Below are 25,246 nucleotides of genomic sequence, written 5' to 3' on the forward strand. Positions count from 1 at the left end.
CCCATGAGCCAGGCCTACACCGTCGTCATTCCCGCCCGCTACGCCTCCACCCGCCTGCCCGGCAAACCACTGCAGGACATCGCCGGCAAACCCATGATCCAGCACGTCTGGGCGCAGGCCGGCAAAAGTTCTGCCACCCAGGTGGTGGTCGCCACCGACGACCAGCGCATCTTCGATGCCTGCCAAGGCTTCGGTGCCCAGGTGGTGCTGACCCGCGCCGACCACAACTCCGGCACCGACCGCCTGGCGGAAGTGGCCGATGCGCTGGGCCTGGCCGACGACGCCATCGTGGTCAACGTGCAGGGCGACGAGCCGCTGGTGCCGCCGTCGATCATCGACCAGGTGGCCGCCAATCTTGCGGCACACCCGGAAGCGGGCATCGCCACCCTGTGCGAGGAAATCCATGATCCGGCCGCGCTGTTCAACCCGAACATCGTCAAGGTGGTCAGCGACAAGAACGGCCTGGCCCTGACCTTCAGCCGCGCCACGCTGCCCTGGGCGCGCGATGCCTTCGCCGTGGATCGCGAATCGCTGCCGGCCAACGTGCCCTACCGCCGCCACATCGGCATCTACGCCTATCGCGCGCGCTTCCTGCGTGATTTCGTGGCCTGGGGGCCGTGCTGGCTCGAAGACACCGAATGCCTGGAACAGCTGCGGGCGCTCTGGCATGGCGTGCGCATCCATGTGGCGGACGCCCTGGAAGCGCCGCAAGCCGGCGTCGATACCCCGGAAGACCTGGAGCGCGTGCGGCGCATCCTGGGGGCCTGATGAAGGTCCTGTTCGTCTGCCTGGGCAATATCTGCCGTTCTCCCACCGCCGAAGGCGTGTTCCGCCACAAGGTCCGCGAGGCGGGCCTTGAGGATCGAGTGGAGATCGATTCGGCCGGCACCGGCGACTGGCATGTCGGCAAGGCGCCGGATGCGCGCACCCGTGCCGCGGCGCTGCGCCGTGGTTATGACCTGTCGAGCCTGCGGGCACGACAGGTCAGTGCGGCGGATTTCTCCCGCTACGACCTGGTCCTGGCCATGGACAACGCCAACCTGCGTGACCTGAAGCGATTGCGCGGCAGCAGCGGCAAGGCCGAATTGGACCTGTTCCTGGCTCGCTACGAGCTGGAAATCGACGAAGTCCCCGATCCGTACTATGGCGGCGAGGATGGTTTCGAGCGGGTGTTGGACCTGGTGGAAAGGGCCTGCGACGGCCTGCTGACGGAAGTGAAGGGGCGACTGTGACGCTGCAACTGCAAGAACGCATTTCCCTCAAGCCCTACAATACCTTCGGCGTCGATGTCGCGGCACGCTGGTTTGCCCAGGCCCATGACGACGCCGAGGTGCGCGAAGGCATTGCTGCGGCGGTGCGGAAGGGGCTGCCGTTGATGGTCATCGGTGGCGGCAGCAACCTGCTGCTGACCCGCGACGTCGAGGCGCTGGCGCTGCGCATGGCTTCCCGCGGCGTTCGCATCCTCAGTGATGATGGCGAGCGGGTGGTGGTCGAGGCAGAGGCCGGCGAGGTGTGGGACGGCTTCGTGCGCTGGACCCTGTCCCAGGGCTTCGCTGGGCTGGAAAACCTCAGCCTGATTCCGGGTACCGTGGGCGCTGCGCCCATGCAGAACATCGGCGCCTATGGCGTGGAGCTCAAGGATGTGTTCGCCGGCCTGACCGCGCTGGACCGCCAGACGGGCGAGCTGCGCGAGTTCGACCTGGAGGACTGCGCCTTCGCCTACCGCGAAAGTCGCTTCAAGCGCGAGCCCGGTCGCTGGCTGATCCTGCGTGTGCGCTTCGCCTTGAGCCGTGTGGCAAAACTGCACCTGGACTACGGTCCTGTGCGCCAGCGCCTGGCGGAGGAGGGCGTGACCGAACCGACGGCGGCCGACGTCTCGCGGGTGATCTGCGCGATTCGTCGCGAAAAGCTCCCGGACCCTGCTGTGCTGGGCAATGCCGGCAGCTTCTTCAAGAACCCGGTAGTGTCCGCGGATCAGGCAGTGGCGCTGCGTCAGCGCTACAGCGACCTGGTGGCCTACCCGCAGGGTGACGGCCAGAGCAAGCTGGCTGCTGGCTGGCTGATCGACAAGGCTGGCTGGAAGGGCTTCCGCGAGGGCGCTGCTGGCGTCCACGCGCAGCAGGCGCTGGTCCTGGTCAACTACGGGGGCGCTACCGGGTCGCAGTTGCATGATCTGGCGCTGCGTATCCGGGATGACATCCAGCAGCGCTTTGGCGTGGAGCTGGAGATGGAGCCGAATCTCTACTGAGGTTGCTTCAGATGGAAAAAGGGATGCTTCGGCATCCCTTTTTTGTGCCTGCTCACCAGCGCAAATCAGGCCGGGGCTTTGTAGGAGCGAGCTTGCTCGCGGACGGTCCCTAGCTGCTGAGTCAGGCTGAACGTGGGAGCAGGTTTGTCCGCGATATCGGCGCGATGGCGAGCCAATCGCGGACGGAGTCTGCTACGGCGAAAAGGGGGAGGTTATCGCATTGCGGGCAATAAAAAAGGGGATGCCTAGGCATCCCCCTTTTCATGCTCGGAAGCTATCAGCTGTGGTGTTTCTCAACCACGGTGCCTTCTTCCTCGGTCTTCTCGGCTTTGTCGCCTTCAACCTGTTCGGCAGCCGGTTCGGCCTGCTCCACGGATTGGGCTTCGGCTTCACTCACCGCTTCGGCCACAACAGTCTCTGCTGTGATGTCGGCAGCCGGTTCGGCCGCGACTTCAGCTTCGACGACGGCAGCTTCCTCGATCACCGCTTCGACAACCGGAGCCTGCTCGACCTGCGGGGCAGCAGCTGCAGCAGCGGCGGCTTCGCGGGCCAGGCGCTCCTGACGACGGCGCTCGCGCGGGTCATTGGAGGCACGACCGGTAGCGTTGGCCGGAACGGCCGAGGCGGCTTCTTCGGCGGGCGCCGGAGCAGCTGCCGGGGCTTCTTCGGCAGCGGCCGGCGCTTCTGCCTTGGGCTCTCCGACCAGTTGGGCGACGGCTTCGATCACGGCTTCAGCAGCCGGGGTCGGCGCTTCTTCCGCAATGGTAGGCTCGGTAGCCACCACTTCAACGGTTTCGTGGGCGGCTTCGACCGGCTCCGCAGCCTGTTCGGCGGGCTTGGCCAGGAACTCGATGGTCTGCTCCAGGGCGCTCTCGGTGCGAACGGCCTCGACGACGCCGGACTCGACCGCAACGGTCTCGACCTGGGCTTCGACAGCCGGTTGCTCCTGCTCGCCAGCAGCTTCGGCTACGGCAACGGCGGTAGCAGCGGCAGCGACCATGGCAGCGGGCGACGGAGTGTCGGAAGCAGCCTGCTCGGCGGTGCCTTCGGCGCCAGTCGCTTCACCTTCAACACCATCCACGCCGGCTTCACGCTGGCGCTCGCGGCGGTTGCTGCGGCGGCGCTGGCCGCGGGAGCGGCGACGCGGACGCTCGTCATCCGAACCTTCGTCGTCCTGTTGCTCCAGCAGCTCCTCGTTCGGCAGCTCTTCGGCCTCAAGGGCGGCAGCATCGCGAGCCTGACGGTCTTCACGCGGTTGACGCTCTTCACGGGGCTGACGCTCGGCGCGCTCGCCACGAGGCTGGCGCTCTTCGCGCGGCTGGCGTTCCTCACGCGGTTGACGCTCGGCGCGTTCTTCACGCGGCTGGCGTTCTTCGCGGGGCTGACGCTCGGTGCGTTCTTCGCGCGGCTGGCGTTCGGCGCGCTCTTCACGCGGCTGGCGCTCCTCGCGCGGCTGGCGCTCGGCACGCTCTTCGCGCGGTTGACGCTCTTCGCGGGGCTGACGTTCTGCACGCTCTTCGCGCGGCTGGCGCTCTTCGCGGGCCGGGCGTTCGGCGCGCTCGCCGCGCTCTTCGCGACGACCGCGTTCTTTGCGCTCGTCGTCACGGCGACCGCCGTCACGACCGTCGCGGCGACGGTTCTGCTGGCGACCGTTGCGACGTTCGCCCTGGCCTTCGCTGCGCTCGGTGGCCGGTTTCTCGGCGGCCACCGGGGTCGGCTCCGGCTTGCTGCCGGCGAACAGGCCTACCAGCGACTTCACCAGGCCCTGGAACAGGCTCGGCTCAGGCATGGGTTTGGTGGCTTCGACAACCGGCGCTGCGGCAGCGGTCTGCTGCGGGGCAGGGGTCTGCGGGGAAACGGTCTTCACCGCGGCTTCCTGGCGAACCAGGGTGCGGGTGGCGCTGACCGGCTGGACTTCCTCGTGCTCTTCCGGGGCCATCTCGTAGCTGGCGTGGCCGGACAGCAGTTCGGGGTTGTCGTCGCGCAGGCGCTGGACTTCGAAGTGCGGCGTTTCCAGGTGGTCGTCCGGCAGGATGAAGATGCGTGCACGGGTACGCAGCTCGATCTTGGTGATGGCGTTGCGCTTCTCGTTGAGCAGGAAGGCGGCAACCTGGAACGGCACGCGCGCACGAACTTCGGCGGTGCGGTCCTTCAGGGCTTCTTCCTCGATCAGGCGCAGGATGGCCAGCGACAGGGACTCGACGTCGCGGATGATGCCCTGGCCGTTGCAACGCGGGCAGACGATGCCGCTGGTCTCGCCCAGGGACGGACGCAGGCGCTGACGGGACATTTCCAGCAGGCCGAAGCGCGAGATGCGGCCGACCTGGACGCGGGCACGGTCGGCTTCCAGGGCTTCGCGGACGCGTTCTTCCACGGCGCGCTGGTTCTTCGCCGGGGTCATGTCGATGAAGTCGATGACGATCAGGCCGCCGATGTCACGCAGACGCAGTTGGCGGGCGATTTCCTCGGCCGCTTCCAGGTTGGTCTGCAGGGCGGTTTCCTCGATGTCGCCGCCCTTGGTGGCGCGCGCCGAGTTGATGTCGATGGACACCAGGGCTTCGGTCGGATCGATGACGATGGAGCCACCCGACGGCAGCTTCACTTCGCGCTGGAAGGCGGTTTCGATCTGGCTCTCGATCTGGAAGCGGTTGAACAGCGGAACGCTGTCCTGGTACAGCTTCACCTTGCTCGCGTACTGCGGCATGACCTGCTGGATGAAGTTCAGGGCCTCTTCCTGGGCGTCGAGGCTGTCGATCAGCACTTCGCCGATGTCCTGGCGCAGGTAGTCGCGGATGGCGCGGATGATGACGTTGCTTTCCTGGTAGATCAGGAACGGGCCGCTGCGCTCGCCGGAGGCTTCCTTGATGGCGCCCCACAGTTGCAGCAGGTAGTCCAGGTCCCATTGCAGCTCTTCGGAACTGCGGCCCAGGCCCGCGGTGCGGACGATCAGACCCATGTCGCCGGGAACGGTCAGGCCGTTCAGGGCTTCGCGCAGTTCGTTGCGCTCTTCACCCTCGATGCGGCGGGAGATGCCGCCAGCGCGCGGGTTGTTGGGCATGAGCACCAGGTAGCGGCCGGCGAGGCTGATGAAGGTGGTCAGGGCGGCGCCCTTGTTGCCACGCTCTTCTTTCTCGACCTGGACGATGACTTCCTGGCCTTCGCTCAGGACGTCCTTGATGTTGATGCGGCCTTCGGGGTTCTTCTTGAAGTATTCGCGGGAGATTTCTTTGAGGGGGAGGAAGCCGTGGCGTTCGGCGCCGAAGTCGACGAATGCAGCCTCGAGGCTCGGCTCGATGCGGGTAATGCGGCCTTTGTAGATGTTGGCCTTCTTCTGTTCGCGCGCGCCGGACTCGATGTCCAGGTCGAACAGGCGTTGGCCGTCTACCAGCGCTACACGCAACTCTTCGGGTTGAGTCGCGTTGATCAGCATTCTTTTCATGTAGTACCAATGGTTTCCGGGGCCACCGGAAACGGCGATCGGCACACACGACTCTCACGGTCGGTGCTAAGGCACGTACTCAGGAATGGCGGACCATTCCCGTGTCCAGCGGCAGCAGGATAGAACTGCTGTGCCGCGACTACGTTTCCTGCTTGTTGTGTAAGAACAAGCACTCATCAGGAGGAGGAATTGACTGTCAGATGCGGACGATAAGTGCGTCTACGTTCAAGGCATGCGTTCAAGGCATGAACGCAACGCAATCCGACAGTTGTGCATCTCCGCCCTGCACATTTCCCTAAGAGCCGGGTGCCACTCGCTGAATCCGGGAGCGGGTTGGCTTTTATCACGGCGACCTTGGTTGCCGTGGTCATGTCTCAAGGCCTGGGTTTCGAGGCGCTGTCGGCGCGAGAATCGCTCGGGCCGTTGCAACGCTTCCGGGGACTGCCTGGTGTCCTTTCAATGTGTTTGCAGGCGGTTGGGGATGGCGATTACGCGATCATCCGCAGGCCTGGCCACTTTTGGCGGCCTCCCGAATATAGCAGCAATGATTAAGTGCTTCAATTGAATGAAAAATTGTTATTATATTCGGATGACTAATCCCGCCCCTCCGACTTCCGGCGTCCAGCTGCTTGAAGTCGCGCCGGAGTATGCCGGCCAACGAATCGACAATTTCCTCCGCACCCAGCTCAAGGGCGTGCCCAAGACCCTGATCTACCGCATCCTTCGCAAGGGTGAGGTGCGGGTCAACAAGGGCCGGATCAAGCCCGAGTACAAGCTGCAGGCGGGTGACGTGATACGCGTCCCGCCGCTGCGCCTGGCTGAGCGCGACGAGCCGGTGCCGCTGGCGCAGGGGCTGCTCGAGCGCCTGGAGGCTGCCATCGTCTTCGAAGACAAGGCGCTGATCGTGGTGAACAAGCCCACCGGTATCGCCGTGCACGGCGGCAGTGGGCTGAACTACGGGGTCATCGAGGCGTTCCGTCAACTGCGCCCTGAGTGCAAGGACCTGGAACTGGTGCATCGCCTGGATCGTGATACGTCCGGCCTGCTGATGATCGCCAAGAAGCGCAGCATGCTGCGTCACTTGCACGACGCCCTGCGCGGCGAGCGCATCGTGGACAAGCGCTACCATGCCCTGGTGCGCGGCAACTGGCCGGCGGCGAAGAAGCAGATTGCCGTGCCGCTGCTGAAGAACAACCTGCGCTCCGGCGAACGCGTGGTGGAAGTGAATCCCGAGGGCAAGGAAGCGCTGACCGAGTTCAAGGTGCTGCGCCGCTTCGGTGATTTTGCCACCTTGGTGGAGGCGCGCCCGATTACCGGTCGCACCCACCAGATCCGTGTGCATGCCAAACATGCCGGTCATTCCATTGCCGGCGACCCCAAGTACGGCGACGAGGATTTCTCCCGCGAGATCCGCGAGTTGGGCGGCAAGCGCCTGTTCCTGCATTCCGCGTTCCTGCGAGTGCCGATGCCCGACGGCTCGGTGCTGGAGCTGGAGGCGCCGGTGGACGATATCTGGCAGCGTACCGTGGAGCGCCTGGATGCGTGAGTATTCCCTGCTGATCTTCGATTGGGATGGCACGCTGGTGGACTCCATCGGTCGTATCGTCGAGGCGATGCGGGTGGCGGCGGTCGGTTCCGGTCTCCCGGCGCGTAGCGAGGAGGCGATCAAGGGCATTATCGGTCTTGGGCTGCCGGAGGCTATTCAGACCCTGTATCCCGAAGTCGAAGAAGGCGAGCCGCTGGATCGTTTCCGCCGGGACTACGGCGATCACTATTTGAGCCTGGAAGTGCGGCCGTCGCCGTTGTTCCCCGGTGTGGCCGAGGCAATGGCTGAGTTTCGGGGCTCGGGCTACCAGTTGGCGGTCGCCACTGGCAAGAACCGCCGTGGGCTGGATCGCGTGCTGGCGGGGCAGGGGTGGACGGACTTCTTCGATATCACCCGCGCCGCCGACGAGTCGGCGAGCAAGCCGGATCCGCGCATGCTGCATGAGATTCTCGAGCATTGCCGGGTCGATGCCCGTGACGCGCTGATGGTGGGCGATTCGCCTTTCGATCTGGAAATGGCGCGCCGAGCCGGCATGGATTCGGTGGCGGTGGGCTATGGTGCTCAGTCGCTGGAGGTCCTTCGGGAGTATGCTCCGGCGCTGGAAGTGAATCATTTCAATGAATTGCGCGCCTGGCTCGCCGGGCGCTCGGTCAAACCAGTGCTCGAGGTAGGCAACTGATGTCGGATGAATGGAAGGCGGACGATAGCAAGGCTGCACAAACCGCGGCGGGCGACGACAAGAGCTGGAAGCTGCTGGAGAAGGCCGTGCTGGCCGGTGTCCAGGAGCAGCGCCGGTCGCGCCGCTGGGGCATCTTTTTCAAGTTGCTGACTTTTGTCTACCTGTTTGGCGCCCTGGCATTGTTCAGTCCCTTCAGTGGCCTGTCCAAGTCCGCCTCGCGCAGCGCCAGCCATACCGCGCTGATCGAGGTGAAAGGCATGATCGCCGACAACGAGGCGGCCAGTGCCGACAACATCGTTGGCGCGCTGCGCTCGGCGTTCGAGGATGCCGGCACCAAGGGCATCGTCCTGCGCATCAATAGCCCGGGCGGCAGCCCGGTACAGTCCGGCTATATCTACGATGAAATCAAGCGCCTGCGTGGTGAGCATCCGGATATCAAGGTCTACGCCGTCATCAGTGATCTGGGGGCGTCCGGTGCTTACTACATTGCCAGTGCTGCCGATCAGATCTACGCGGACAAGGCCAGCCTGGTCGGTTCCATTGGCGTGACGGCGGCCACTTTCGGCTTTGTCGGCACCATGGAGAAGCTGGGTGTGGATCGTCGAATCTATACCTCCGGTGAGCACAAGGCCTTCCTCGATCCGTTCCAGCCGCCGAAAGCGGATGAAACCGCCTTCTGGCAACAGGTGCTGGACGTCACGCACAAGCAGTTCATCGATAGCGTGAAGAAAGGTCGTGGCGACCGCCTGAAGGACAAGGAGCACCCGGAGCTGTTCTCCGGCCTCATCTGGTCCGGTGAGCAGGCGCTGCAGTTGGGGTTGATCGATGGCCTGGGCAGCTCAAGCTACGTGGCGCGCGAAGTCATCAAGGAGAAGGAAATCGTGGACTACACGGTCCAGGAAACCGCCTTTGATCGCTTCACCAAGAAGCTTGGTGCCAGTGTCGCCGAGCGCATGGCCATGTGGATGGGCTTCCAGGGGCCAGCGCTGCGCTGAGTGCTCTTCCTTATATAAGGAAGGAAAAGGCCTGGCGATTTCCGGGCCTTTTTGTTTCCGTCTTGCGGGTCAGGCCTTCTTTTTCAGGGCACGGGTACCTGTTCGGCGAGCAGCATGTCCACCAGGCGGATCAGCGGCAAGCCGATCAGGCTGGTGGCGTCCTCGCCTTCGGTGGCGCGGAACAGGCTGACGCCCAGGCCTTCGGCCTTGAAGCTGCCGGCGCAGTCGAAAGGTTGCTCGATCTCGAGGTAGCGGCGGATGCGTGCTTCGTCGAGGTCGCGGAAGTACACGGTGAAGGGCACGCAGTCGACCTGCGCCCCACCGCTCTGGCTGTTCAGCAGGCAGAGGCCGGTGAGGAAGCTCACGCTCTTGCCGCTGGCGTCTTTCAGCTGTTCGGTGGCGCGTTCGATGGTATGGGGCTTGCCGAGTATCCTGCTGCCATTTACGGCGGCCTGGTCCGAGCCGATGATCAGGTGGTTGGGATATCGCTGGGCGAGAGTGCGCGCCTTGCTTTCCGCCAGCCGGCGCACCAGTTGCTCGGCGCTTTCGCCCGGCAGCGGTGTTTCGTCGACGTCGGGGCTGGCGCATTCGAACGGCAGGCGCAGGCGCTGCAGCAGTTCGCGGCGATAGGGCGAGCTGGAAGCCAGGATCAGGGGTAGCATGGATAACTCCTTCGGTGCGTCGCCGCGATTCTAGCGAAAAGGTCTGTCCATACAGCGGTTTATGGCTAATTTCCTTTGACAGCTTCGGGTGCATCCCTATAATGGCGCGCTTATGTTGAATGGACCGATACCACCTCACGTTGATCCGCGCAAATTGGTAGAACGCGCCGCCACCCTCGAAGGTGAGCTGCCGATCGCCAAGATGCCACGTCTCAACGAGCAACTGACCAGCAGTGATGGCAAGATTCACGCGAAGTTTTCCTTCTTCCGTGATCAGCAGAAGCTGGCGGTCATGCACGTCGAACTCGACGCCGAGGTGAGCATGGTATGCCAGCGCTGTCTCGAGCCGGCCAACTTCCATGTGGGTGGTGCGTACGATTACGTCATCATTCCGGAAGGCAAGTCGATCGATGATCTGCCCAGTGGCTACGATGCATTGGAGGTGGGGGATGACCCCATCGACCTGACCTCGCTGGCCGAGGACGAGTTGCTGCTCGCCTTGCCCATCGTGCCGGTCCATGACCCTGAGGATTGCCAGCAGCCGGTGGGATACGCTACAGCGCCCGAACCGAGCGAGAACGTCGAAGAACGGCCCAATCCGTTCAGCGTACTGGCGCAGTTGAAGCGTGACCCAAACGTTTAGGAGTTAATCAATCATGGCTGTTCAGCAGAACAAAAAATCCCGTTCCGCTCGTGACATGCGTCGTTCGCACGATGCCCTGGACGCGAACGCTCTGTCCGTGGAAAAGAGCACCGGTGAAGTTCACCTGCGCCACCACGTCTCCCCGGACGGTTTCTATCGCGGCCGCAAGGTCGTAGACAAAGGCTCTGACGAGTAATCTTTGTCCGCACCAATCATCGCGATTGATGCAATGGGTGGGGACTACGGTCCCCACTGCATTGTTCCGGCCTGTATTTCCTTTCTGGCCGAATATGCTTCCCTCCAGCTGGTCCTCGTCGGCCAAGCTCCTCTGCTAGAAGAACACCTGCGTGGCCTGTCTCCGGCCGAGCGCCAGCGTCTTCACATTCATCACGCCAGCGAAATCGTCACGATGGACGAGCGTCCGTCACAGGCGTTGCGTGGCAAGCCCGACTCCTCCATGCGTGTTGCCCTCGAACTGGTTCGGGATGGCAAGGCCCATGCCTGCGTCAGTGCCGGCAATACCGGTGCGCTGATGGCGCTGTCCCGCTACTTGCTCAAGACCCTGCCCGGCATCGACCGCCCGGCGATGGTGACTGCAGTGCCGACGCAGACCGGCCACTGCCATCTGCTCGATTTGGGCGCCAACGTCGACTGCAGCGCCGAGCATCTCTACCAGTTCGCCGTCATGGGCGCCGTGGCGGCGGAAGCGTTGGGCAAGATCGACCCCAGGGTCGCGCTGCTGAATGTCGGCACCGAAGACATCAAGGGCAACCAGCAGGTGAAGCTGGCGGCCAGCCTTCTGCAGCAGGCGCGCGGGGTGAACTACATCGGCTACATCGAAGGCGATGGCCTGTATCGTGGGTTGGCCGATGTAGTGGTCTGCGACGGCTTCGTCGGCAATATCCTGCTCAAGTCCAGCGAAGGCCTGGCGGCCATGGTGGCGGCGCGTCTGGAGGAACTGTTCAATTCCAGCCTGCCGGCCAAGGCGGTCGGCTTGATGGCGATGCCTTTCCTGCGCCGTCTGCGGGGCGATCTGACGCCGTCCCAGCACAATGGCGCGAGTTTCCTGGGGTTGCAGGGCATCGTGGTGAAGAGTCACGGCAGTGCGAAGGAAGAGGGCATTCAGAGCGCCTTGCGTCGCGCGCTGCTGGAAGTTCGCGAGAATCTGCCCCAGCGGCTGCATGGCCGATTGGAACATCTGCTCTAATGTGTGACCGCGGTCGTCAGACCGTCATCCAACTGTCAGTTCAATGCGCCAGGCTCTCGCCGGCGCTATCCATTTGACGACATAGACAAAAGGGACCTGTTGCAATGTCCGCATCCCTCGCCTTCGTATTCCCCGGTCAAGGTTCGCAGTCGCTCGGCATGCTTGCCGAACTGGGTGCCCAGCACGCCATCGTGCGCGAAACCTTCGCCGAAGCCTCCGCCGCCCTGGGTTATGACCTCTGGGCCCTGGTCCAGGAGGGCCCTGAAGAGCGCCTGAACCAGACCGACAAGACCCAGCCCGCGATCCTTACGGCCTCCATCGCCCTCTGGCGTCTGTGGCTGGCCGAAGGCGGCGTGCAGCCGGCTTATGTTGCCGGCCATAGCCTGGGCGAATATTCCGCTCTGGTCGCTGCTGGCAGCCTGGCCTTCGCCGACGCGGTAAAGCTGGTCGAGCGCCGTGGCCAATTGATGCAGGAAGCTGTTCCCGCCGGTACCGGCGGCATGGCTGCCATTCTCGGCCTGGAAGACGCTGATGTGCTTGCCGCCTGCGCCGAAGCGGCCCAGGGCGAAGTGGTCAGTGCGGTGAATTTCAACGCGCCGGGTCAGGTGGTGATCGCGGGGGCGGCCAAGGCCGTCGAGCGTGCCATCGAGGCTTGCAAGACGCGCGGGGCCAAGCGTGCCGTGGCGCTGCCGGTCAGCGTGCCGTCGCACTGCGAGCTGATGCGTCCGGCTGCCGAGCGTTTCGCCGAGGCGGTCGAGGCCGTTCAGTGGCAGATGCCGCAGATTGCCCTGGTACAGAACGTCACCGCCCAGGTTCCGGCTGATCTGGCTTCGCTCAAGCGCGACCTGTTGGCGCAGCTGTACAGCCCGGTACGCTGGGTCGAGAGCGTCCAGTTGCTGGCCGAAAAGGGCGTCACTGACCTGGTCGAATGCGGCCCGGGCAAGGTGCTGGCTGGTTTGAACAAGCGTTGCGCGAAGGGCGTAACCACCCATAACCTGGATTCCGCGGACGCCTTTGGCGCGGCTCGCGCGGCTCTGGCTTGAACAGGAGATAAGGCATGAGTCTGCAAGGTAAGGTTGCCCTGGTTACCGGCGCGAGCCGTGGTATCGGCCAGGCCATCGCTCTGGAACTGGGCCGCATGGGCGCCACCGTGGTCGGCACTGCCACCAGCGAGTCCGGCGCGCAGAAGATTTCCGAGTACCTCAAGGAAAACGGTATCCAGGGCTCCGGCATGGTGCTCGATGTGTCCAATGACGAGTCCGTCACCGCCGTAGTCGAGGCCATTCAGAAAGAGTCTGGCGCACCGGCTATCGTCGTCAATAACGCAGGTATCACCCGCGATAACCTGCTGATGCGCATGAAAGACGATGAGTGGTTCGACGTGGTCAACACCAACCTCAACAGCCTCTACCGTCTGTCGAAAGCCGTGCTGCGCGGCATGACCAAGGCGCGCTGGGGTCGCATCATCAATATCGGTTCGGTCGTCGGTGCCATGGGTAATGCCGGGCAGACCAACTACGCGGCGGCCAAGGCCGGTCTGGAAGGCTTCACCCGTGCCCTGGCGCGCGAAGTCGGTTCCCGTGCTATCACTGTCAACGCGGTCGCTCCGGGCTTCATCGACACCGACATGACCCGTGAGTTGCCCGAAGCCCAGCGTGAAGCACTGCTCGGTCAGATTCCGCTGGGTCGACTGGGACAAGCCGAAGAGATCGCCAAAGTGGTAGCATTCCTCGCTTCCGAGGGCGCAGCTTATGTAACGGGTGCCACGGTACCGGTGAATGGCGGAATGTACATGAGCTGATGTGACGAGTTCCTTCGTGGCGATGTCATATGCGCTGTCTAAAGTTCTCCAAGCGTTGTGACGCTGGAATAGGCAGAGCATCTGGATTGCCGGAAGGGGCGTCAGCGTTCAGCTTGAAATGCAGAAATCCCTTTCTATACACTTACCCGCAGCCCAGCTGTACGGATTGTCCATAGGAGTGAAAACAAGGTATGAGCACCATCGAAGAACGCGTCAAGAAGATCGTTGCTGAGCAACTCGGCGTTAAGGAAGAAGAAGTCACCAACAGCGCTTCCTTCGTCGAAGACCTGGGCGCCGACTCCCTTGACACCGTTGAGCTGGTGATGGCTCTGGAAGAGGAATTCGAGACCGAAATCCCCGACGAGCAAGCCGAGAAGATCACCACCGTTCAGGAAGCCATCGACTACATCGTTGCCCACCAGGCATAAGACGTAGTCGTCGGTTCCCCGACGAAAGAAGCCGCACGGCCTGCAAAGGCGTGCGGCTTTTCTTTAACGCCGGCTTCTGCCGGCGTTATTGCCGTGAAACACATGAGAGGAAGTCACAGTGTCGCGTAGACGCGTAGTCATCACTGGCATGGGTATGTTGTCGCCCCTGGGTGTGGATGTGCCGAGCAGTTGGGAAGGCATTCTCGCCGGGCGCAGCGGTATCGCCCCGATCGAACACATGGACCTGTCCGCCTTTGCCACCCGTTTCGGCGGCTCGGTGAAAGGGTTCGACGTCGAGCAATACATGTCCGCCAAGGAAGCTCGCAAACTCGACCTGTTCATCCAGTACGGCCTGGCCGCCAGCTACCAGGCGGTGCGCGATTCCGGCCTGGAAGTCACCGACGCCAACCGGGAGCGCATCGGCGTTGCCATCGGTTCGGGCATCGGCGGTCTGACCAATATCGAAAACACCTGTCGTTCGCTGTTCGAGCAGGGCCCGCGGCGCATCTCGCCGTTCTTCGTGCCCGGTTCGGTCATCAACATGGTTTCCGGGTTCCTGTCGATCAACCTCGGTCTGCAGGGCCCCAACTACGCCATCACCACCGCCTGCACCACCGGCACCCACAATATCGGCATGGCCGCGCGCAACATCGCTTACGGCGACGCTGACGTGATGGTCGCCGGTGGGTCCGAAATGGCGGCTTGTGGTCTTGGCCTGGGCGGCTTCGGTGCCGCTCGTGCGCTGTCCACCCGCAACGACGAGCCGACCAAGGCCAGCCGTCCCTGGGACCAGGATCGCGACGGCTTCGTGCTCTCCGACGGCGCAGGTTCCCTGGTGCTGGAGGAACTGGAGCACGCCAAGGCTCGTGGCGCTCGCATCTACGCAGAAATCGTCGGTTTCGGCATGAGCGGAGATGCCTTCCACATGACTGCTCCGCCGGAAGACGGCGCAGGCGCTGCACGCTGCATGAAAGCCGCACTGCGCGATGCCGGCCTGAATCCCGAGCAGGTTGATTACATCAACGCCCACGGCACCTCGACGCCGGCCGGCGATATCGCGGAGATCTCCGCGGTGAAGTCGATCTTCGGCGACCACGCCTACAAGCTGTCGATGAGCTCCACCAAGTCGATGACCGGCCACCTGCTGGGTGCTGCCGGCGCGGTCGAGGCGATCTTCAGCGTGCTTGCGCTGCGTGATCAGGTGGCTCCGCCGACCATCAACCTGGATAACCCCAGCGAAGGCTGCGACCTCGACCTGGTCGCCCACCAGGCCAAGGAGCGTCCGATCGACGTCGCCTTGTCCAACTCCTTCGGCTTCGGTGGCACCAACGGTTCCCTGGTGTTCCGCCGGTTCCAGGGCTGATGCTGAGCTGGATCGACGGCCAGAACGCCGAGGTGCTGTCCGCGCGTGATCGCGGACTGGCCTACGGCGACGGGTTGTTCGAGACCATCCGCGTGTCCGCAGGCCGTCCGCGCCTGCTGGCGCGCCATCGGGCAAGACTGGAGGAGGGCGTCAGGCGCCTGTCCCTGCCGGTCTCGCTCGATCTCGTCGAAGATGAAATCCTGCGTTTCTCCACCCTGCTGGGTGATGGTGTCGCCAAGCTGGTGCTGACCCGCGGCGAAGGCGTGCGTGGCTACGCACCGCAGGCCGATGCCCAGGTGCGCCGACTATTGCTGGCCTCGCCTGCGCCGGCTTACCCGGCGAAGAATTGGGAGGAGGGCGTCAGGCTCTTCTCCTGCGCCACCCGCCTGGCCGAGCAGCCACTGCTGGCCGGCCTCAAGCACCTCAATCGCCTGGAGCAGGTCCTGGCTCGCGCCGAATGGAGCGATCCGGCTTTCGCCGAAGGATTGATGCGCGATGTTTCCGGGCGCGTCGTCGAAGGTGTGTTCAGCAACCTGTTCCTCGTGAAGCACGGCGAGTTGATCACCGCAGACCTCGGTCGCTGCGGCGTTGCCGGGGTCATGCGCGCCGAGATCATCGAGCGCGCCCGTAGCCTGGGCCTGCCGGTCATCGTGCGCGACATCGAGCACGGCGAACTGGCGGACGCCGACGAGGTCTTTCTCTGCAACAGTCTCTACGGTATCTGGCCGGTGCTCGGCGTGGCCGAGTTCACTTGGCCGGTCGGGCCCCTGACCCGTAAACTGCAGGGCCAACTCCGCGAACTTCTGGATTCCTGATACGTGATGCGCAAATTGCTGGTGCTGCTGGAAGGCGGCCTGCTGCTGGCCGGGCTCATGCTGGGCCTGGCGGCCTGGGAGCAGCAGCGTGCGCTGCAGCAGCCGCTCCAGCTCACCGAAGAGCGCCTGCTGGATGCTCCCAGCGGCGCCACCCCCGGTCGTCTGCTGACCCGCCTGGAGGACGAGGACGTCCTGCACGGCGGCTTCTGGCTTCGTCTGTACTGGCGCTTCAACCTGGCGGGCGAGGCGCTGCACAGCGGTGAATACCGCCTGACGCCCGGCATGACTGCCGCCCAGTTGCTCGATCTGTGGCGCGAGGGCGACGTCGTGCAGTACGGCCTGACCCTGGTCGAGGGCTGGAACTTCCATCAGGTCCGCGACTTGCTCGCCCGCCAGCCCAAGCTGGACCAGACCCTGAACGGCCTCAGCGACGCCGACGTGATGGCCAGGCTGGGCAAGCCCGGCGTATTCCCCGAGGGCCGCTTCTTCCCCGACACCTACCGCTTCGTCCGTGGCACCAAGGACGTCGATATCCTCAAGCATGCCTACCAGCGCATGGAGACCATTCTCGCCGAGGAGTGGGACAAGCGCGGCGAGGACCTGCCCTACAAGGACTCGTACCAGGCGCTGATCATGGCCTCGCTGGTGGAGAAGGAAACCGGCGTACCCCAGGAGCGCGGCCAGATCGCGGGCGTTTTCGTGCGCCGCCTGCAGAAGAACATGCTGTTGCAGACTGACCCGACCGTCATCTACGGCATGGGCGAGCGCTATGCCGGCAAGATCACCAGGGCCGACCTGCGCACGCCAACGCCCTACAACACCTATGTGGTCGCCGGCCTGCCGCCGACGCCCATCGCGCTGCCCGGTCGCGAGGCAATCCACGCTGCGCTGAACCCGGTGCCGGGACAGAGCCTGTACTTCGTCGCCCGTGGCGATGGCAGCCACACCTTCTCCGACAACCTCGACGATCACAACAAGGCCGTCCAGGAATTCCAGATCAAGCGCCGCGCCGACTACCGTTCCAGCCCGGCGCCCGTTCCGTCGCCGGCGCAGACGCCGGACGAAGACGCTCCCGCCGCAGATACCCCTGCAGCGCAGTAGCCCGACAACACAAGGAGTGAGCCGAGTGACCGGCCTGTTCATCACCCTGGAAGGCCCCGAAGGCGCGGGCAAGAGCACCAATCGCGAGTACCTGGCCGAGCGCCTGCGCGAACGCGGAATCGAGGTCCAGCTGACCCGCGAGCCAGGCGGTACGCCGCTGGCCGAGCGCATCCGCGAGCTGCTGCTGGACCCGAGCGATGAAAAGATGGCAGTCGATACCGAACTGCTGCTGGTCTTTGCCGCCCGCGCACAGCACATCGCCGGGGTGATCCGCCCGGCCCTGGAGCGTGGCGCCGTAGTGCTCTGCGATCGCTTCACGGACGCCACCTACGCCTATCAGGGCGGCGGTCGTGGTCTGCCGGTGGAGCGCATCGCCCAGTTGGAAAGCTTCGTCCAGGGCAGCCTGCGCCCGGACCTGACCCTGGTGTTCGACCTGCCGGTGGAAATCGGCCTGTCCCGCGCAGCTGCCCGCGGTCGCCTGGACCGCTTCGAGCAGGAGGGGCGCGCCTTCTTCGAGGCGGTGCGCAATACCTACCTGGATCGCGCCCGCGCCGAGCCTGCGCGCTATCACATCCTCGATGCGGCGCAGACGCTGCCCGAGGTGCAGCGCGACCTGGATGGCCTGCTGCCGATCCTGCTGGAGCGCCTCAATGGCTGACATCTATCCCTGGCAGCAGGGCCTCTGGCAGCAGCTCAGCAGCCGCCCGCGCCATGCCCATGCCTATCTGCTTCACGGGCCGGCCGGTATCGGCAAGCGTGTGCTGGCGGAGAATCTGGTGCACTTCCTGCTGTGCCAGCGACCCGCGGGCGGCAAAGCATGCGGCCAGTGCAAGGCCTGCCAGTTGCTCGCCGCCGGCACACACCCGGATTTCTTCCAGCTGGAACCGGAGGAGCCGGAGAAACCCATTCGGGTCGATCAGGTTCGCGAGCTGGTGGGCTTCGTGGTGCAGACCGCGCAGTTGGGCGGGCGCAAGGTGGTGCTGCTGGAGCCGGCCGAGGCCATGAACCTCAATGCCGCCAACGCCCTGCTGAAAAGCCTGGAAGAGCCTTCCGGCGATACCGTGCTGCTGCTCATCAGCCACCAGCCCAGCCGGCTGTTGCCGACCATCAAGAGCCGCTGTGTGCAACAGGCTTGCCCGCAGCCTTCTGCCGAGCAGGCCCGTGCCTGGCTGGCGGGTACTCTGCCGGCCGAGCCGGTGGAGGCGTTGGACGAGTTGCTGGTGCTCGCTGGCGGATCACCGCTGACCGCGCTGCGACTGCAGGGCCACGGCGTGCGCGAGCAGCGCGCACAAGTGGTCGAAGGGGTGAAGAAGCTGCTCAAGCAGCAGGTTGCCCCAGGTCAGCTGGCCGAAAGCTGGAATGCTGTACCTTTGCCACTATTGTTCGACTGGTTCTGCGACTGGTCGCTGTTGATCCTGCGTTACCAGTTGGCTCGGGACGAAGAGGGCCTTGGCCTCGCCGACATGCGCAAGGTCGTGCAGTATCTCGCCGAAAAGTCGACACAGCCCAAGGTGCTGGCAATGCAGGACTGGCTGCTGCTTCAGCGGCAGAAGGTTCTCAACAAAGCCAACCTCAACCGTGCCTTGCTTCTCGAAGCCTTGCTCGTACAGTGGGCAAGTCTCCCTGGGCCGGGCTAGAATCCGGCCATCGGAAAAATCTGCCAGGATAGCTGAATGAGCTTGCCACCAAATCTGGGTCCGCGTAACGGAATCCTGTCCTTGACCATCAAGGACAAATCCGTGCTGTATGCCGCCTACATGCCGTTCATTCGCAACGGCGGGCTGTTCATTCCGACCAACAAGACCTACAAGCTGGGCGATGAGGTCTTCATGCTGCTCAACCTGATGGACGAGCCGGAAAAGATCCCGGTCGCCGGCAAGGTGGTCTGGATTACTCCTCGCGGAGCGCAGGGCAACCGTGCCGCCGGCATTGGCGTGCAGTTCAACGACGGTGACAACACCGCGCGCAACAAGATCGAGACCTATCTCGCCGGCGCGCTGAAGTCGGATCGCCCGACCCATACCATGTAGCTCATCCCCTGTAGAATTAGCAGCCTGTACAGGCTGCAAACACGGAGCGCCCTGAGGGGCGCTTCGTCATTTCCCGGAGAAGGTTTTCATGCTCGTCGATTCCCACTGCCACCTCGATCGTCTCGATCTCGCCGCCCACGACGGATCGCTGGATGCCGCGCTGAACGCTGCCCGTGCGCGTGGTGTCAGCCAGTTCCTGTGCATCGGCGTGAGTGCGGACAATGCCAGGGCGGTGAAGGATCTGGCTGATCGCTACGCCGACGTGCATTGCTCGGTCGGCGTCCACCCGCTTGACCTGGAGCCGGGCGCCGCGCCGGCGCTGGACTGGCTGCTGGGTGAGTTGAACCATCCGCGCGTGGTGGCCATCGGCGAGACCGGCCTGGACTATCACTACGAGCCCGAGGCCGCCGAGCTGCAGCAGGAGGCCTTCCGCCTGCACCTTGAGGCCGCCAAGGTGACCGGCAAGCCGGTCATCGTGCATACCCGCGAAGCCCGCGCCGATACCCTGGCGTTGCTGCGCGAGGCAGCGCTGCCGCAGGCCGGTGTGCTGCATTGCTTCACCGAAGACTGGGAGATGGCCAAGGCGGCGCTGGATATTGGCTTCTATATCTCGCTGTCGGGCATCGTCACCTTTCGCAATGCCGAGCAATTGCGCGAAGTGGCCCGTCAGGTGCCGGTGGACCGCCTGCTGGTGGAAACCGATTCGCCCTATCTCGCGCCGGTGCCCCATCGCGGCAAACCGAACCTGCCCGAGTATGTGCGCGAGGTTGCCGAGTACCTGGCCGTACTGCGCGGGGTGAGTTTCGAGACCCTGGCCGAGCAGACCACCGCCAACTTCCGCCGACTGTTCCCGCTCGCGACCTGATTGCGTCGGCGCTGATACTTTTATGACGCGCAAAAAAAACCCGGGTTCTGGGGGATGAATCCGGGTCAAGACCATTAGGAGTGTAACAATAAGGTACGCGATCCTCGGTACCTTCACCGGCGGGGCACTTGGGGGGAGATGCCGCGCACCGGTATCTTCAAGTATTGGTCAAGATGCCGCGCTTGCCACAGGGTCACCGGTGTTTTTTAAACGGATTTGGAATACATCGCACCGGGCTGAGCAGCTTTCTCGGTCGCGCCTGCATTATTGCCCCGCCATAGCCCTGATCAGTGCCAGGGTTTCCTCGATGACCGCTTCGCTGGTGTAGAAGTGCGGCGAGAAGCGGATGCCGGCGCCGCGCTGGATGCACACTACCTGCTCCGCGCGCAAATGCTCCAGCAGACGGGTATTGTCCCAACCGGCCAGGCTGAATGTCAGGATGCCGGCGCGGCGAGTCGGTTCTGCCGGGCTGTGTAGCGAGGCACCGCAGAGGCGGCCCAGGCCGTCATGCAGTTGCTGGACGCGCGCCTGCACCAGTTCGCCTACCGCCGCCATGCCGACCTCTTCCAGCAGGCCAAGGCTGGCGTCCAATGCCACGGCGCCGAGCATGTTCGGGCTGCCGCACTCGAAGCGTCGCGCGCTGCGCGCCGGCTGCCGGTCGGCCAGGTCGTAGTTGCCGGCGTTTTCCAGCATGTGCCAACCGTATTCCTGCAGCGCCAGTTGCTCGCGTTCGGCGGCGCGGCAATAGAACACACCCAGGCCTTCCGGGCCGAGCATCCATTTGTGCCCATCGGCCATGGCGAAGGCGCAGTCGTAGGCCTGCACGTCGAAGGGCAGGGCGCCCAGTTGCTGGATGGCGTCGATGCAATACAGCACGCCGCGCTGGCGGCAACCGGTCCCGAGGCGCTCCAGGTCCATGCGCAGGCCGCTGGCGTACTGCACGGCGCTGATGGAGAGCAGGCGCGTGCGCGGTGTGCAGGCGGCCAGCAGGTCGCCTTCGGGATCATCGCCGTCCAGGCTCACCTGGATGACTTCCACCCCACGTGGTTTGAGTGCTTCCCAGACGACCCGGTTGGAGGGGAATTCCTGATCGCTGATCACCACCTGGTCGCCGGCGCGCCAGTCCAGGCCAAAAGCGACGAAGGACAGCGCCTCGGACGTGTTCTTCACCAGGGCGATATCGCCGGTGGTCCGGGCATTCACCAGGCGCATCAGGCGTTCGCGCAGGCGCTTCTCGATGGTCAGCCAGCGCGGATAGTCACGGGCACCCAACAGGATGTTCTCCTGGGCAAACGCCGTGACGGCGTCTGCGGCGCGCTTGGGCCAGGGCGCGACCGCCGCGTGGTTCAGGTAGCGCAGGCCGGGTTGTTGGGGAAACTCGGAAGAAAAGCTAATCATGTCGGATGATCCGTGCAATTTGGCGCTGAATAGGCATAATACGCGGCTTCGAATTTTGACTATTTTTGACCGAACAGTCTTTTTATGCAGAAAGAGCCGCGCAAGGTTCGCGAATTCCGTCGTCGCGAACAGGAAATCCTCGACACCGCCCTCAAGCTGTTCCTTGAGCAGGGCGAAGACAGTGTCACGGTCGAAATGATCGCCGATGCCGTGGGTATCGGCAAAGGCACCATCTACAAGCACTTCAAGTCCAAGGCGGAGATCTACCTGCGCCTGATGCTGGACTACGAGCGCGATCTGGCCGACCTGTTCCACTCCGAAGACGTCGCCCGCGACAAGGAGCGCCTGTCGCGCGCCTACTTCGAGTTCCGCATGCGCGATCCGCAGCGCTACCGCCTGTTCGACCGCCTGGAAGAGAAGGTGGTGAAGACCAGCCAGGTCCCGGAGATGGTCGAGGAGCTGCACAAGATCCGCGAATCCAACTTCGAGCGCCTGAGCCAGCTGATCAAGGAACGCATCGCGGCGGGCAAGCTGGAAGACGTCCCGGCCTACTTCCACTACTGCGCGGCCTGGGCGCTGGTACATGGCGCCGTGGCGCTGTACCACTCGCCGTTCTGGCGCGACGTGCTGGAGGATCAGGAGGGCTTCTTCCAGTTCCTCATGGACATCGGCGTGCGCATGGGCAACAAGCGCAAGCGCGACGGCGATACGCCGGCCGCCTGAGTCGCCATTCGCGCGATTCATCGTCGCGGTTGCGACAGGGCTCCCGGCGCCGGTGGGGATATACTTGCATGAGTGATCGCCACCGGAGCCGAGCATGATCGTCGACCGCCAGGGCAGGCGCTTCCGCAATCTTCGCGTGAGCCTGACCGCCGCCTGCAACTACGCCTGCACCTATTGCGTGCCGGACGGCAAACGTCTGGTCGCGGCGCAGGACGAGCTTTCGGCGGAATCCCTGGTGCGCGGGGTCGCCTACCTGATCGAGTCCGCCGGCATCGAGCGTCTGCGCGTCACCGGTGGCGAACCGTTGGTCAGTCCGAAGCTCGATGCCTTCCTGCATGGCGTCAGCCGTCTCGGGCTGCAGGACATCGCCATCACCACCAACGGACAGCTGCTGTCGAAGAAGCTGCCGCTGCTGCTGGATTGCGGCATCCGCCGCCTCAACGTTTCCCTCGATACCCTGGATGCCGATGCCTTCCGGCGCATTGCCCGTGGCGGCGATCTGGCCACGGTCCTCAAGGGGCTCGACGAGGCCCGCGCGGCCGGCCTGAAGATCAAGCTCAACATGGTCCCGCTACGCGGGCAGAACCTCGACCAGGTCGTGCCGCTGCTGGACTACTGCCTGGAGCATGGCTTCGAGCTGCGCTTCATCGAGCTGATGCGCATGGGCCACCTGGCCCATGACCCGAACGGCTTCCACCGGCAGTTCGTGAGCTTGCAGGAGCTGCTGGAGCTCATCGGCGAACGCCATCCCTATATCCAGGCCGATGCGCCGGTGGATGCCACGGCCATTCGCTATGAAGTGCCGGGGCAGGGCTATTTTGGCGTAATCGCCAATGAAAGCGTGCCGTTCTGCCGGACCTGCTCGCGTCTGCGCCTGTCTTCCACCGGTTGGCTGCATGGCTGCCTGTCGTCGAGCAACCGCCATTACGTCGGCGACCTGCTGGACAAGCCGCGCCACCAGGCGCTTCCCGCCTTGCAGCGGTTGCTGGTGAGCGCTCTGGCGGACAAGCAGGAAGTCGCCTTCTCCGGCGGCGCCACCATCATGAAGATCATCGGCGGCTGAGATCGCCCTCAAGACCTGATTAGCCCATGCCCAACGAATTCCCCATTTCCTATATCGAGCCGGTGTTCCGGCCGCCGAGCGAGGCACACTCGCTCATTCTTCCCGTCACCAACGGCTGTTCCTGGAACCAGTGCGGCTTCTGTGAGATGTATACCCAGCCGCAGAAGAAATTCCGCGCCCGCGACGAGGCCGAGGTTCTGGAGGAGATTCGCCGCTGTGGCGAGCGCCTGATCGTCCAGCGGGTGTTCCTCGCCGATGGCGATGCGCTGGTGTTGCCGACTCGGCGCCTGCTCAACATCCTCCGTGCGATCCGCGAGCACCTGCCCGAGGTGGACCGCGTCTCCAGTTACTGCCTGCCGCGCAACCTGCGCAAGAAGTCGGTGGAGGAGCTGAAAGAGCTGGCGGACGCCGGTCTGCGCATGGCCTACGTGGGCGCCGAATCCGGCGACGACGAAGTGCTTGCGCGGGTGAACAAGGGCGAGACCTACGCCTCGACGCTGGATGCATTGCAGAAGCTGGGAGAGGCGGGGATCAAGCGCTCGGTAATGATCCTCAACGGCCTGGGCGGCAGCACCCTGAGCGCCCAGCACGCCGACAACTCGGCGCGATTGATGAACGAGGCGCAGCCGGAATTCCTGTCGACTCTGGTGGTGAGCTTTCCCACTGGCGAAGAACGCTATCGCCAGGGCTTCCCGGATTTCCAGTCGTTATCGCAGGCCGAATTGTTCATCGAAGTCGAGCGCCTGCTGAACGGTCTGGAGCTTAGCGACACGGTGTTCCGCAGCGATCACGCATCCAACTACCTGGTGCTCAAGGGCACGCTGGGGAAGGACAAGGCGAAGCTGCTCGCCCAGGTCCGCCAGGCCATCGAGCAGCCGCAGCGCGCGCAGCTGCGCCAGGAATGGCAGCGCGGCCTGTGATGGCGCGGAAGCTGCATTGCCTGTCCGAATGCCGGTTTTTCGTCGCCGGCTCCGGAGACATTGCATGCGCCAACTGATACTGATCCTTGCCTTCGCTGCCCTCGGCGGCTGCATGAGCCCCAACGACCTGGCTGACGGCACCGATTATTACCTGCGCGACGCGGGCTTCCTCGACCACAGCCAGACTCGCCGGACGACCAACTGGCGGCTGCAGCAGGACTCCTTCATCTATATCGCTCAGGGGCCGTTCGTGCCGCCGGGCCATCCGTATGCACGACCCAATGTGGTGGCGGAGGAGGCATTCGAAGGCTTCGTCCAGTACTTCCCGCTGGTGCGCCGAGCCAAGAGTCCGCTGGGCCTGGAAGGTGCGATGCAGGAGGCGCGCGCAGCGGGCGCCAATTATCTGCTGTATACGCGCTTTGCCCGTGGGGAGGACAATGTCGGCACTTACGAGCAGTACGAAGACACCGATAACGCCGTGGGCCGTGACCGCAGCGTGATTCAGGTGATGCTGATCGAGACCGACAACCGCTACCTGGTGGACAGCGCCACCATCCGCAGTCGCGGCGGTTTTCTGACATTCTATGATGCCAGCCCCGAGGATCTGATCGGGCGGCCGCTGGAAGACTATGCCCGCAGCCTGCTGGGGGTGAAGACGCGAGAGGAGTACCAATGACCGACCCAGGCAAAGCCGGCGATCTGCTGGCGCAGATTCCCGCCAGCAAGGACAAGGGGCTGCCGCCGGTGCACCTGTGGAACCCTGATTGCTGTGGCGATATCGACATGCGCATCGCCCGCGACGGCACCTGGTATTACCTGGGCACGCCGATCGGGCGCAAGCCGATGGTGCGGCTGTTCTCCACCATCATCCGCCGCGATGGCGACGACTATTTCCTGGTCACTCCGGTGGAGAAGTGCGGAATCACCGTCGATGACGCGCCTTTCGTCGCCGTTACCCTGGCCGTCGAAGGGGAGGGCGAACAGCAGGTGTTGCGCTTCACCACCAATGTCGAGGATGAGGTGGTGGCCGACGCCGCGCATCCGATCCGCGTGGAGCTCGATCCGCAGACCCAGGAGCCGTCGCCCTACGTGCTGGTGCGGGTGAACCTGGAGGCGCTGATCCACCGCAACGTCTTCTACCAGTTGGTAGAGCTGGCGGTTCCCCGCGAGATCGATGGAGTTGAGTGGCTGGGAGTGTGGAGTTCCGGCGAGTTCTTCGCCATCGCGCCGCAGCCGTGACCGGTTGGTCTGAACGCGGCCAGTAGTCCCTGTCCTTCATCGCTACAAGTACTTAGCTTGCAAAGAAAAAGGCTCCCGAGG

Annotated in this window: 27 protein-coding genes; 24 read left to right on the forward strand and 3 right to left on the reverse strand. The window is 64.1% G+C overall.

The features are described 5' to 3' along the window. Positions 1-3: 3 nt before the first annotated feature. Genes kdsB through murB form a run of 3 tightly spaced genes read left to right on the forward strand, consistent with a single transcriptional unit; the run spans position 4 to position 2,248 of the window. Complete coding sequence (gene kdsB, locus GJV37_RS05060; protein ID WP_065084902.1) at positions 4-768, forward strand: 3-deoxy-manno-octulosonate cytidylyltransferase; 765 nt, start codon at positions 4-6, stop codon at positions 766-768. After that, positions 768-1,232: a low molecular weight protein-tyrosine-phosphatase gene (locus GJV37_RS05065; protein WP_170858384.1), complete on the forward strand. Its 465-nt coding sequence runs from the start codon at positions 768-770 to the stop codon at positions 1,230-1,232. The genes kdsB and GJV37_RS05065 overlap by 1 nt, the downstream gene beginning before the upstream one ends. Then, a complete protein-coding gene (murB, locus tag GJV37_RS05070; protein WP_170858385.1) occupies positions 1,229-2,248 on the forward strand; it encodes a UDP-N-acetylmuramate dehydrogenase in 1,020 nt (339 codons plus the stop codon). The genes GJV37_RS05065 and murB overlap by 4 nt, the downstream gene beginning before the upstream one ends. A 277-nt stretch (positions 2,249-2,525) precedes the next feature. Here murB and rne read toward each other — a convergent pair whose 3' ends face one another. Continuing rightward, complete coding sequence (rne, locus tag GJV37_RS05075) at positions 2,526-5,687, reverse strand: ribonuclease E (RefSeq protein WP_170858386.1); 3,162 nt, start codon at positions 5,685-5,687, stop codon at positions 2,526-2,528. Between the two features lie 589 nt (positions 5,688-6,276). Here rne and rluC point away from each other — a divergent pair. From rluC to GJV37_RS05090, 3 genes are read left to right on the forward strand one after another with little or no spacing between them, the layout of a single operon-like run. Beyond that, positions 6,277-7,233: a 23S rRNA pseudouridine(955/2504/2580) synthase RluC gene (rluC, locus tag GJV37_RS05080; RefSeq protein WP_024766672.1), complete on the forward strand. Its 957-nt coding sequence runs from the start codon at positions 6,277-6,279 to the stop codon at positions 7,231-7,233. Further along, on the forward strand, positions 7,226-7,912 hold the full coding sequence (locus tag GJV37_RS05085) for an HAD-IIIA family hydrolase (protein WP_024766671.1): 687 nt from the start codon (positions 7,226-7,228) through the stop codon (positions 7,910-7,912). Before rluC ends, GJV37_RS05085 begins: the two co-directional genes overlap by 8 nt. Continuing rightward, on the forward strand, positions 7,912-8,907 hold the full coding sequence (locus GJV37_RS05090; protein WP_024766670.1) for a S49 family peptidase: 996 nt from the start codon (positions 7,912-7,914) through the stop codon (positions 8,905-8,907). The genes GJV37_RS05085 and GJV37_RS05090 overlap by 1 nt, the downstream gene beginning before the upstream one ends. Positions 8,908-8,990: 83 nt before the next feature. Here the strand turns inward: GJV37_RS05090 and GJV37_RS05095 are convergent, their stop codons facing one another. Beyond that, positions 8,991-9,569 (reverse strand): Maf family protein, encoded by a 579-nt coding sequence (locus tag GJV37_RS05095; protein ID WP_170858387.1) that lies wholly within the window; start codon positions 9,567-9,569, stop codon positions 8,991-8,993. 112 nt (positions 9,570-9,681) lie between these two features. Here GJV37_RS05095 and GJV37_RS05100 point away from each other — a divergent pair, with 112 nt between their 5' ends. The 13 genes from GJV37_RS05100 to GJV37_RS05160 all read left to right on the forward strand — a co-directional run bounded on the left by GJV37_RS05100 (position 9,682) and on the right by GJV37_RS05160 (position 19,822). Then, positions 9,682-10,212 carry a YceD family protein gene (locus GJV37_RS05100; RefSeq protein ID WP_038803737.1) on the forward strand — a complete coding sequence of 177 codons (531 nt, stop codon included), beginning with the start codon at positions 9,682-9,684 and terminating at the stop codon, positions 10,210-10,212. A 13-nt stretch (positions 10,213-10,225) separates the two neighbouring features. Beyond that, the gene (gene rpmF / locus GJV37_RS05105) at positions 10,226-10,408 is read left to right on the forward strand and encodes a 50S ribosomal protein L32 (protein ID WP_009621425.1); all 183 of its coding nucleotides are present in this window, start codon (positions 10,226-10,228) and stop codon (positions 10,406-10,408) included. 3 nt (positions 10,409-10,411) lie between these two features. Continuing rightward, positions 10,412-11,419: a phosphate acyltransferase PlsX gene (plsX, locus tag GJV37_RS05110; protein WP_083196101.1), complete on the forward strand. Its 1,008-nt coding sequence runs from the start codon at positions 10,412-10,414 to the stop codon at positions 11,417-11,419. A gap of 104 nt (positions 11,420-11,523) precedes the next feature. Next, entirely contained in the window at positions 11,524-12,462 is a 939-nt protein-coding gene (fabD, locus tag GJV37_RS05115) for an ACP S-malonyltransferase (RefSeq protein ID WP_024764479.1), read from the forward strand. Between the two features lie 14 nt (positions 12,463-12,476). Beyond that, positions 12,477-13,220, forward strand: coding sequence for a 3-oxoacyl-ACP reductase FabG (gene fabG / locus GJV37_RS05120; RefSeq protein WP_037014455.1), 744 nt, complete (start codon positions 12,477-12,479; stop codon positions 13,218-13,220). 191 nt (positions 13,221-13,411) lie between these two features. Further along, positions 13,412-13,648 (forward strand): acyl carrier protein, encoded by a 237-nt coding sequence (gene acpP / locus GJV37_RS05125; protein WP_015477931.1) that lies wholly within the window; start codon positions 13,412-13,414, stop codon positions 13,646-13,648. Between the two features lie 118 nt (positions 13,649-13,766). Then, positions 13,767-15,011, forward strand: a complete 1,245-nt coding sequence (gene fabF / locus GJV37_RS05130; protein ID WP_024764480.1) for a beta-ketoacyl-ACP synthase II — start codon at positions 13,767-13,769, stop codon at positions 15,009-15,011. After that, positions 15,011-15,826, forward strand: coding sequence for an aminodeoxychorismate lyase (pabC, locus tag GJV37_RS05135; RefSeq protein WP_038803738.1), 816 nt, complete (start codon positions 15,011-15,013; stop codon positions 15,824-15,826). Before fabF ends, pabC begins: the two co-directional genes overlap by 1 nt. A 6-nt stretch (positions 15,827-15,832) precedes the next feature. Then, complete coding sequence (gene mltG / locus GJV37_RS05140; protein WP_084357371.1) at positions 15,833-16,927, forward strand: endolytic transglycosylase MltG; 1,095 nt, start codon at positions 15,833-15,835, stop codon at positions 16,925-16,927. 25 nt (positions 16,928-16,952) lie between these two features. Further along, positions 16,953-17,585 (forward strand): dTMP kinase, encoded by a 633-nt coding sequence (gene tmk, locus GJV37_RS05145; RefSeq protein ID WP_024764482.1) that lies wholly within the window; start codon positions 16,953-16,955, stop codon positions 17,583-17,585. Next, positions 17,578-18,564 carry a DNA polymerase III subunit delta' gene (locus tag GJV37_RS05150; RefSeq protein WP_170858388.1) on the forward strand — a complete coding sequence of 329 codons (987 nt, stop codon included), beginning with the start codon at positions 17,578-17,580 and terminating at the stop codon, positions 18,562-18,564. The genes tmk and GJV37_RS05150 overlap by 8 nt, the downstream gene beginning before the upstream one ends. Positions 18,565-18,600: 36 nt before the next feature. Further along, the gene (locus GJV37_RS05155) at positions 18,601-18,957 is read left to right on the forward strand and encodes a PilZ domain-containing protein (protein ID WP_024764484.1); all 357 of its coding nucleotides are present in this window, start codon (positions 18,601-18,603) and stop codon (positions 18,955-18,957) included. Positions 18,958-19,045: 88 nt separating this feature from the next. After that, on the forward strand, positions 19,046-19,822 hold the full coding sequence (locus tag GJV37_RS05160) for a TatD family hydrolase (protein ID WP_193452190.1): 777 nt from the start codon (positions 19,046-19,048) through the stop codon (positions 19,820-19,822). A 264-nt stretch (positions 19,823-20,086) separates the two neighbouring features. Here GJV37_RS05160 and GJV37_RS05165 read toward each other — a convergent pair whose 3' ends face one another. Continuing rightward, the gene (locus GJV37_RS05165) at positions 20,087-21,220 is read right to left on the reverse strand and encodes an aminotransferase class V-fold PLP-dependent enzyme (RefSeq protein ID WP_193452191.1); all 1,134 of its coding nucleotides are present in this window, start codon (positions 21,218-21,220) and stop codon (positions 20,087-20,089) included. 84 nt (positions 21,221-21,304) lie between these two features. Here GJV37_RS05165 and GJV37_RS05170 point away from each other — a divergent pair, with 84 nt between their 5' ends. The 5 genes from GJV37_RS05170 (at position 21,305) to GJV37_RS05190 (ending at position 25,165) form a co-directional block, all read left to right on the forward strand. Continuing rightward, positions 21,305-21,943 carry a TetR/AcrR family transcriptional regulator gene (locus tag GJV37_RS05170; RefSeq protein WP_017517621.1) on the forward strand — a complete coding sequence of 213 codons (639 nt, stop codon included), beginning with the start codon at positions 21,305-21,307 and terminating at the stop codon, positions 21,941-21,943. A gap of 94 nt (positions 21,944-22,037) precedes the next feature. Beyond that, positions 22,038-23,006, forward strand: coding sequence for a GTP 3',8-cyclase MoaA (locus GJV37_RS05175; RefSeq protein ID WP_065084910.1), 969 nt, complete (start codon positions 22,038-22,040; stop codon positions 23,004-23,006). Between the two features lie 26 nt (positions 23,007-23,032). Beyond that, the gene (locus GJV37_RS05180; protein WP_065084911.1) at positions 23,033-23,926 is read left to right on the forward strand and encodes a radical SAM protein; all 894 of its coding nucleotides are present in this window, start codon (positions 23,033-23,035) and stop codon (positions 23,924-23,926) included. Between the two features lie 64 nt (positions 23,927-23,990). After that, on the forward strand, positions 23,991-24,602 hold the full coding sequence (locus tag GJV37_RS05185; RefSeq protein WP_065084912.1) for a DUF4823 domain-containing protein: 612 nt from the start codon (positions 23,991-23,993) through the stop codon (positions 24,600-24,602). Continuing rightward, positions 24,599-25,165 (forward strand): DUF1285 domain-containing protein, encoded by a 567-nt coding sequence (locus tag GJV37_RS05190; protein ID WP_037014435.1) that lies wholly within the window; start codon positions 24,599-24,601, stop codon positions 25,163-25,165. The genes GJV37_RS05185 and GJV37_RS05190 overlap by 4 nt, the downstream gene beginning before the upstream one ends. Positions 25,166-25,246 lie beyond the last annotated feature (81 nt).

Source organism: Pseudomonas nitroreducens (genome assembly GCF_010994165.1).
Lineage (GTDB): Bacteria > Pseudomonadota > Gammaproteobacteria > Pseudomonadales > Pseudomonadaceae > Pseudomonas > Pseudomonas nitroreducens.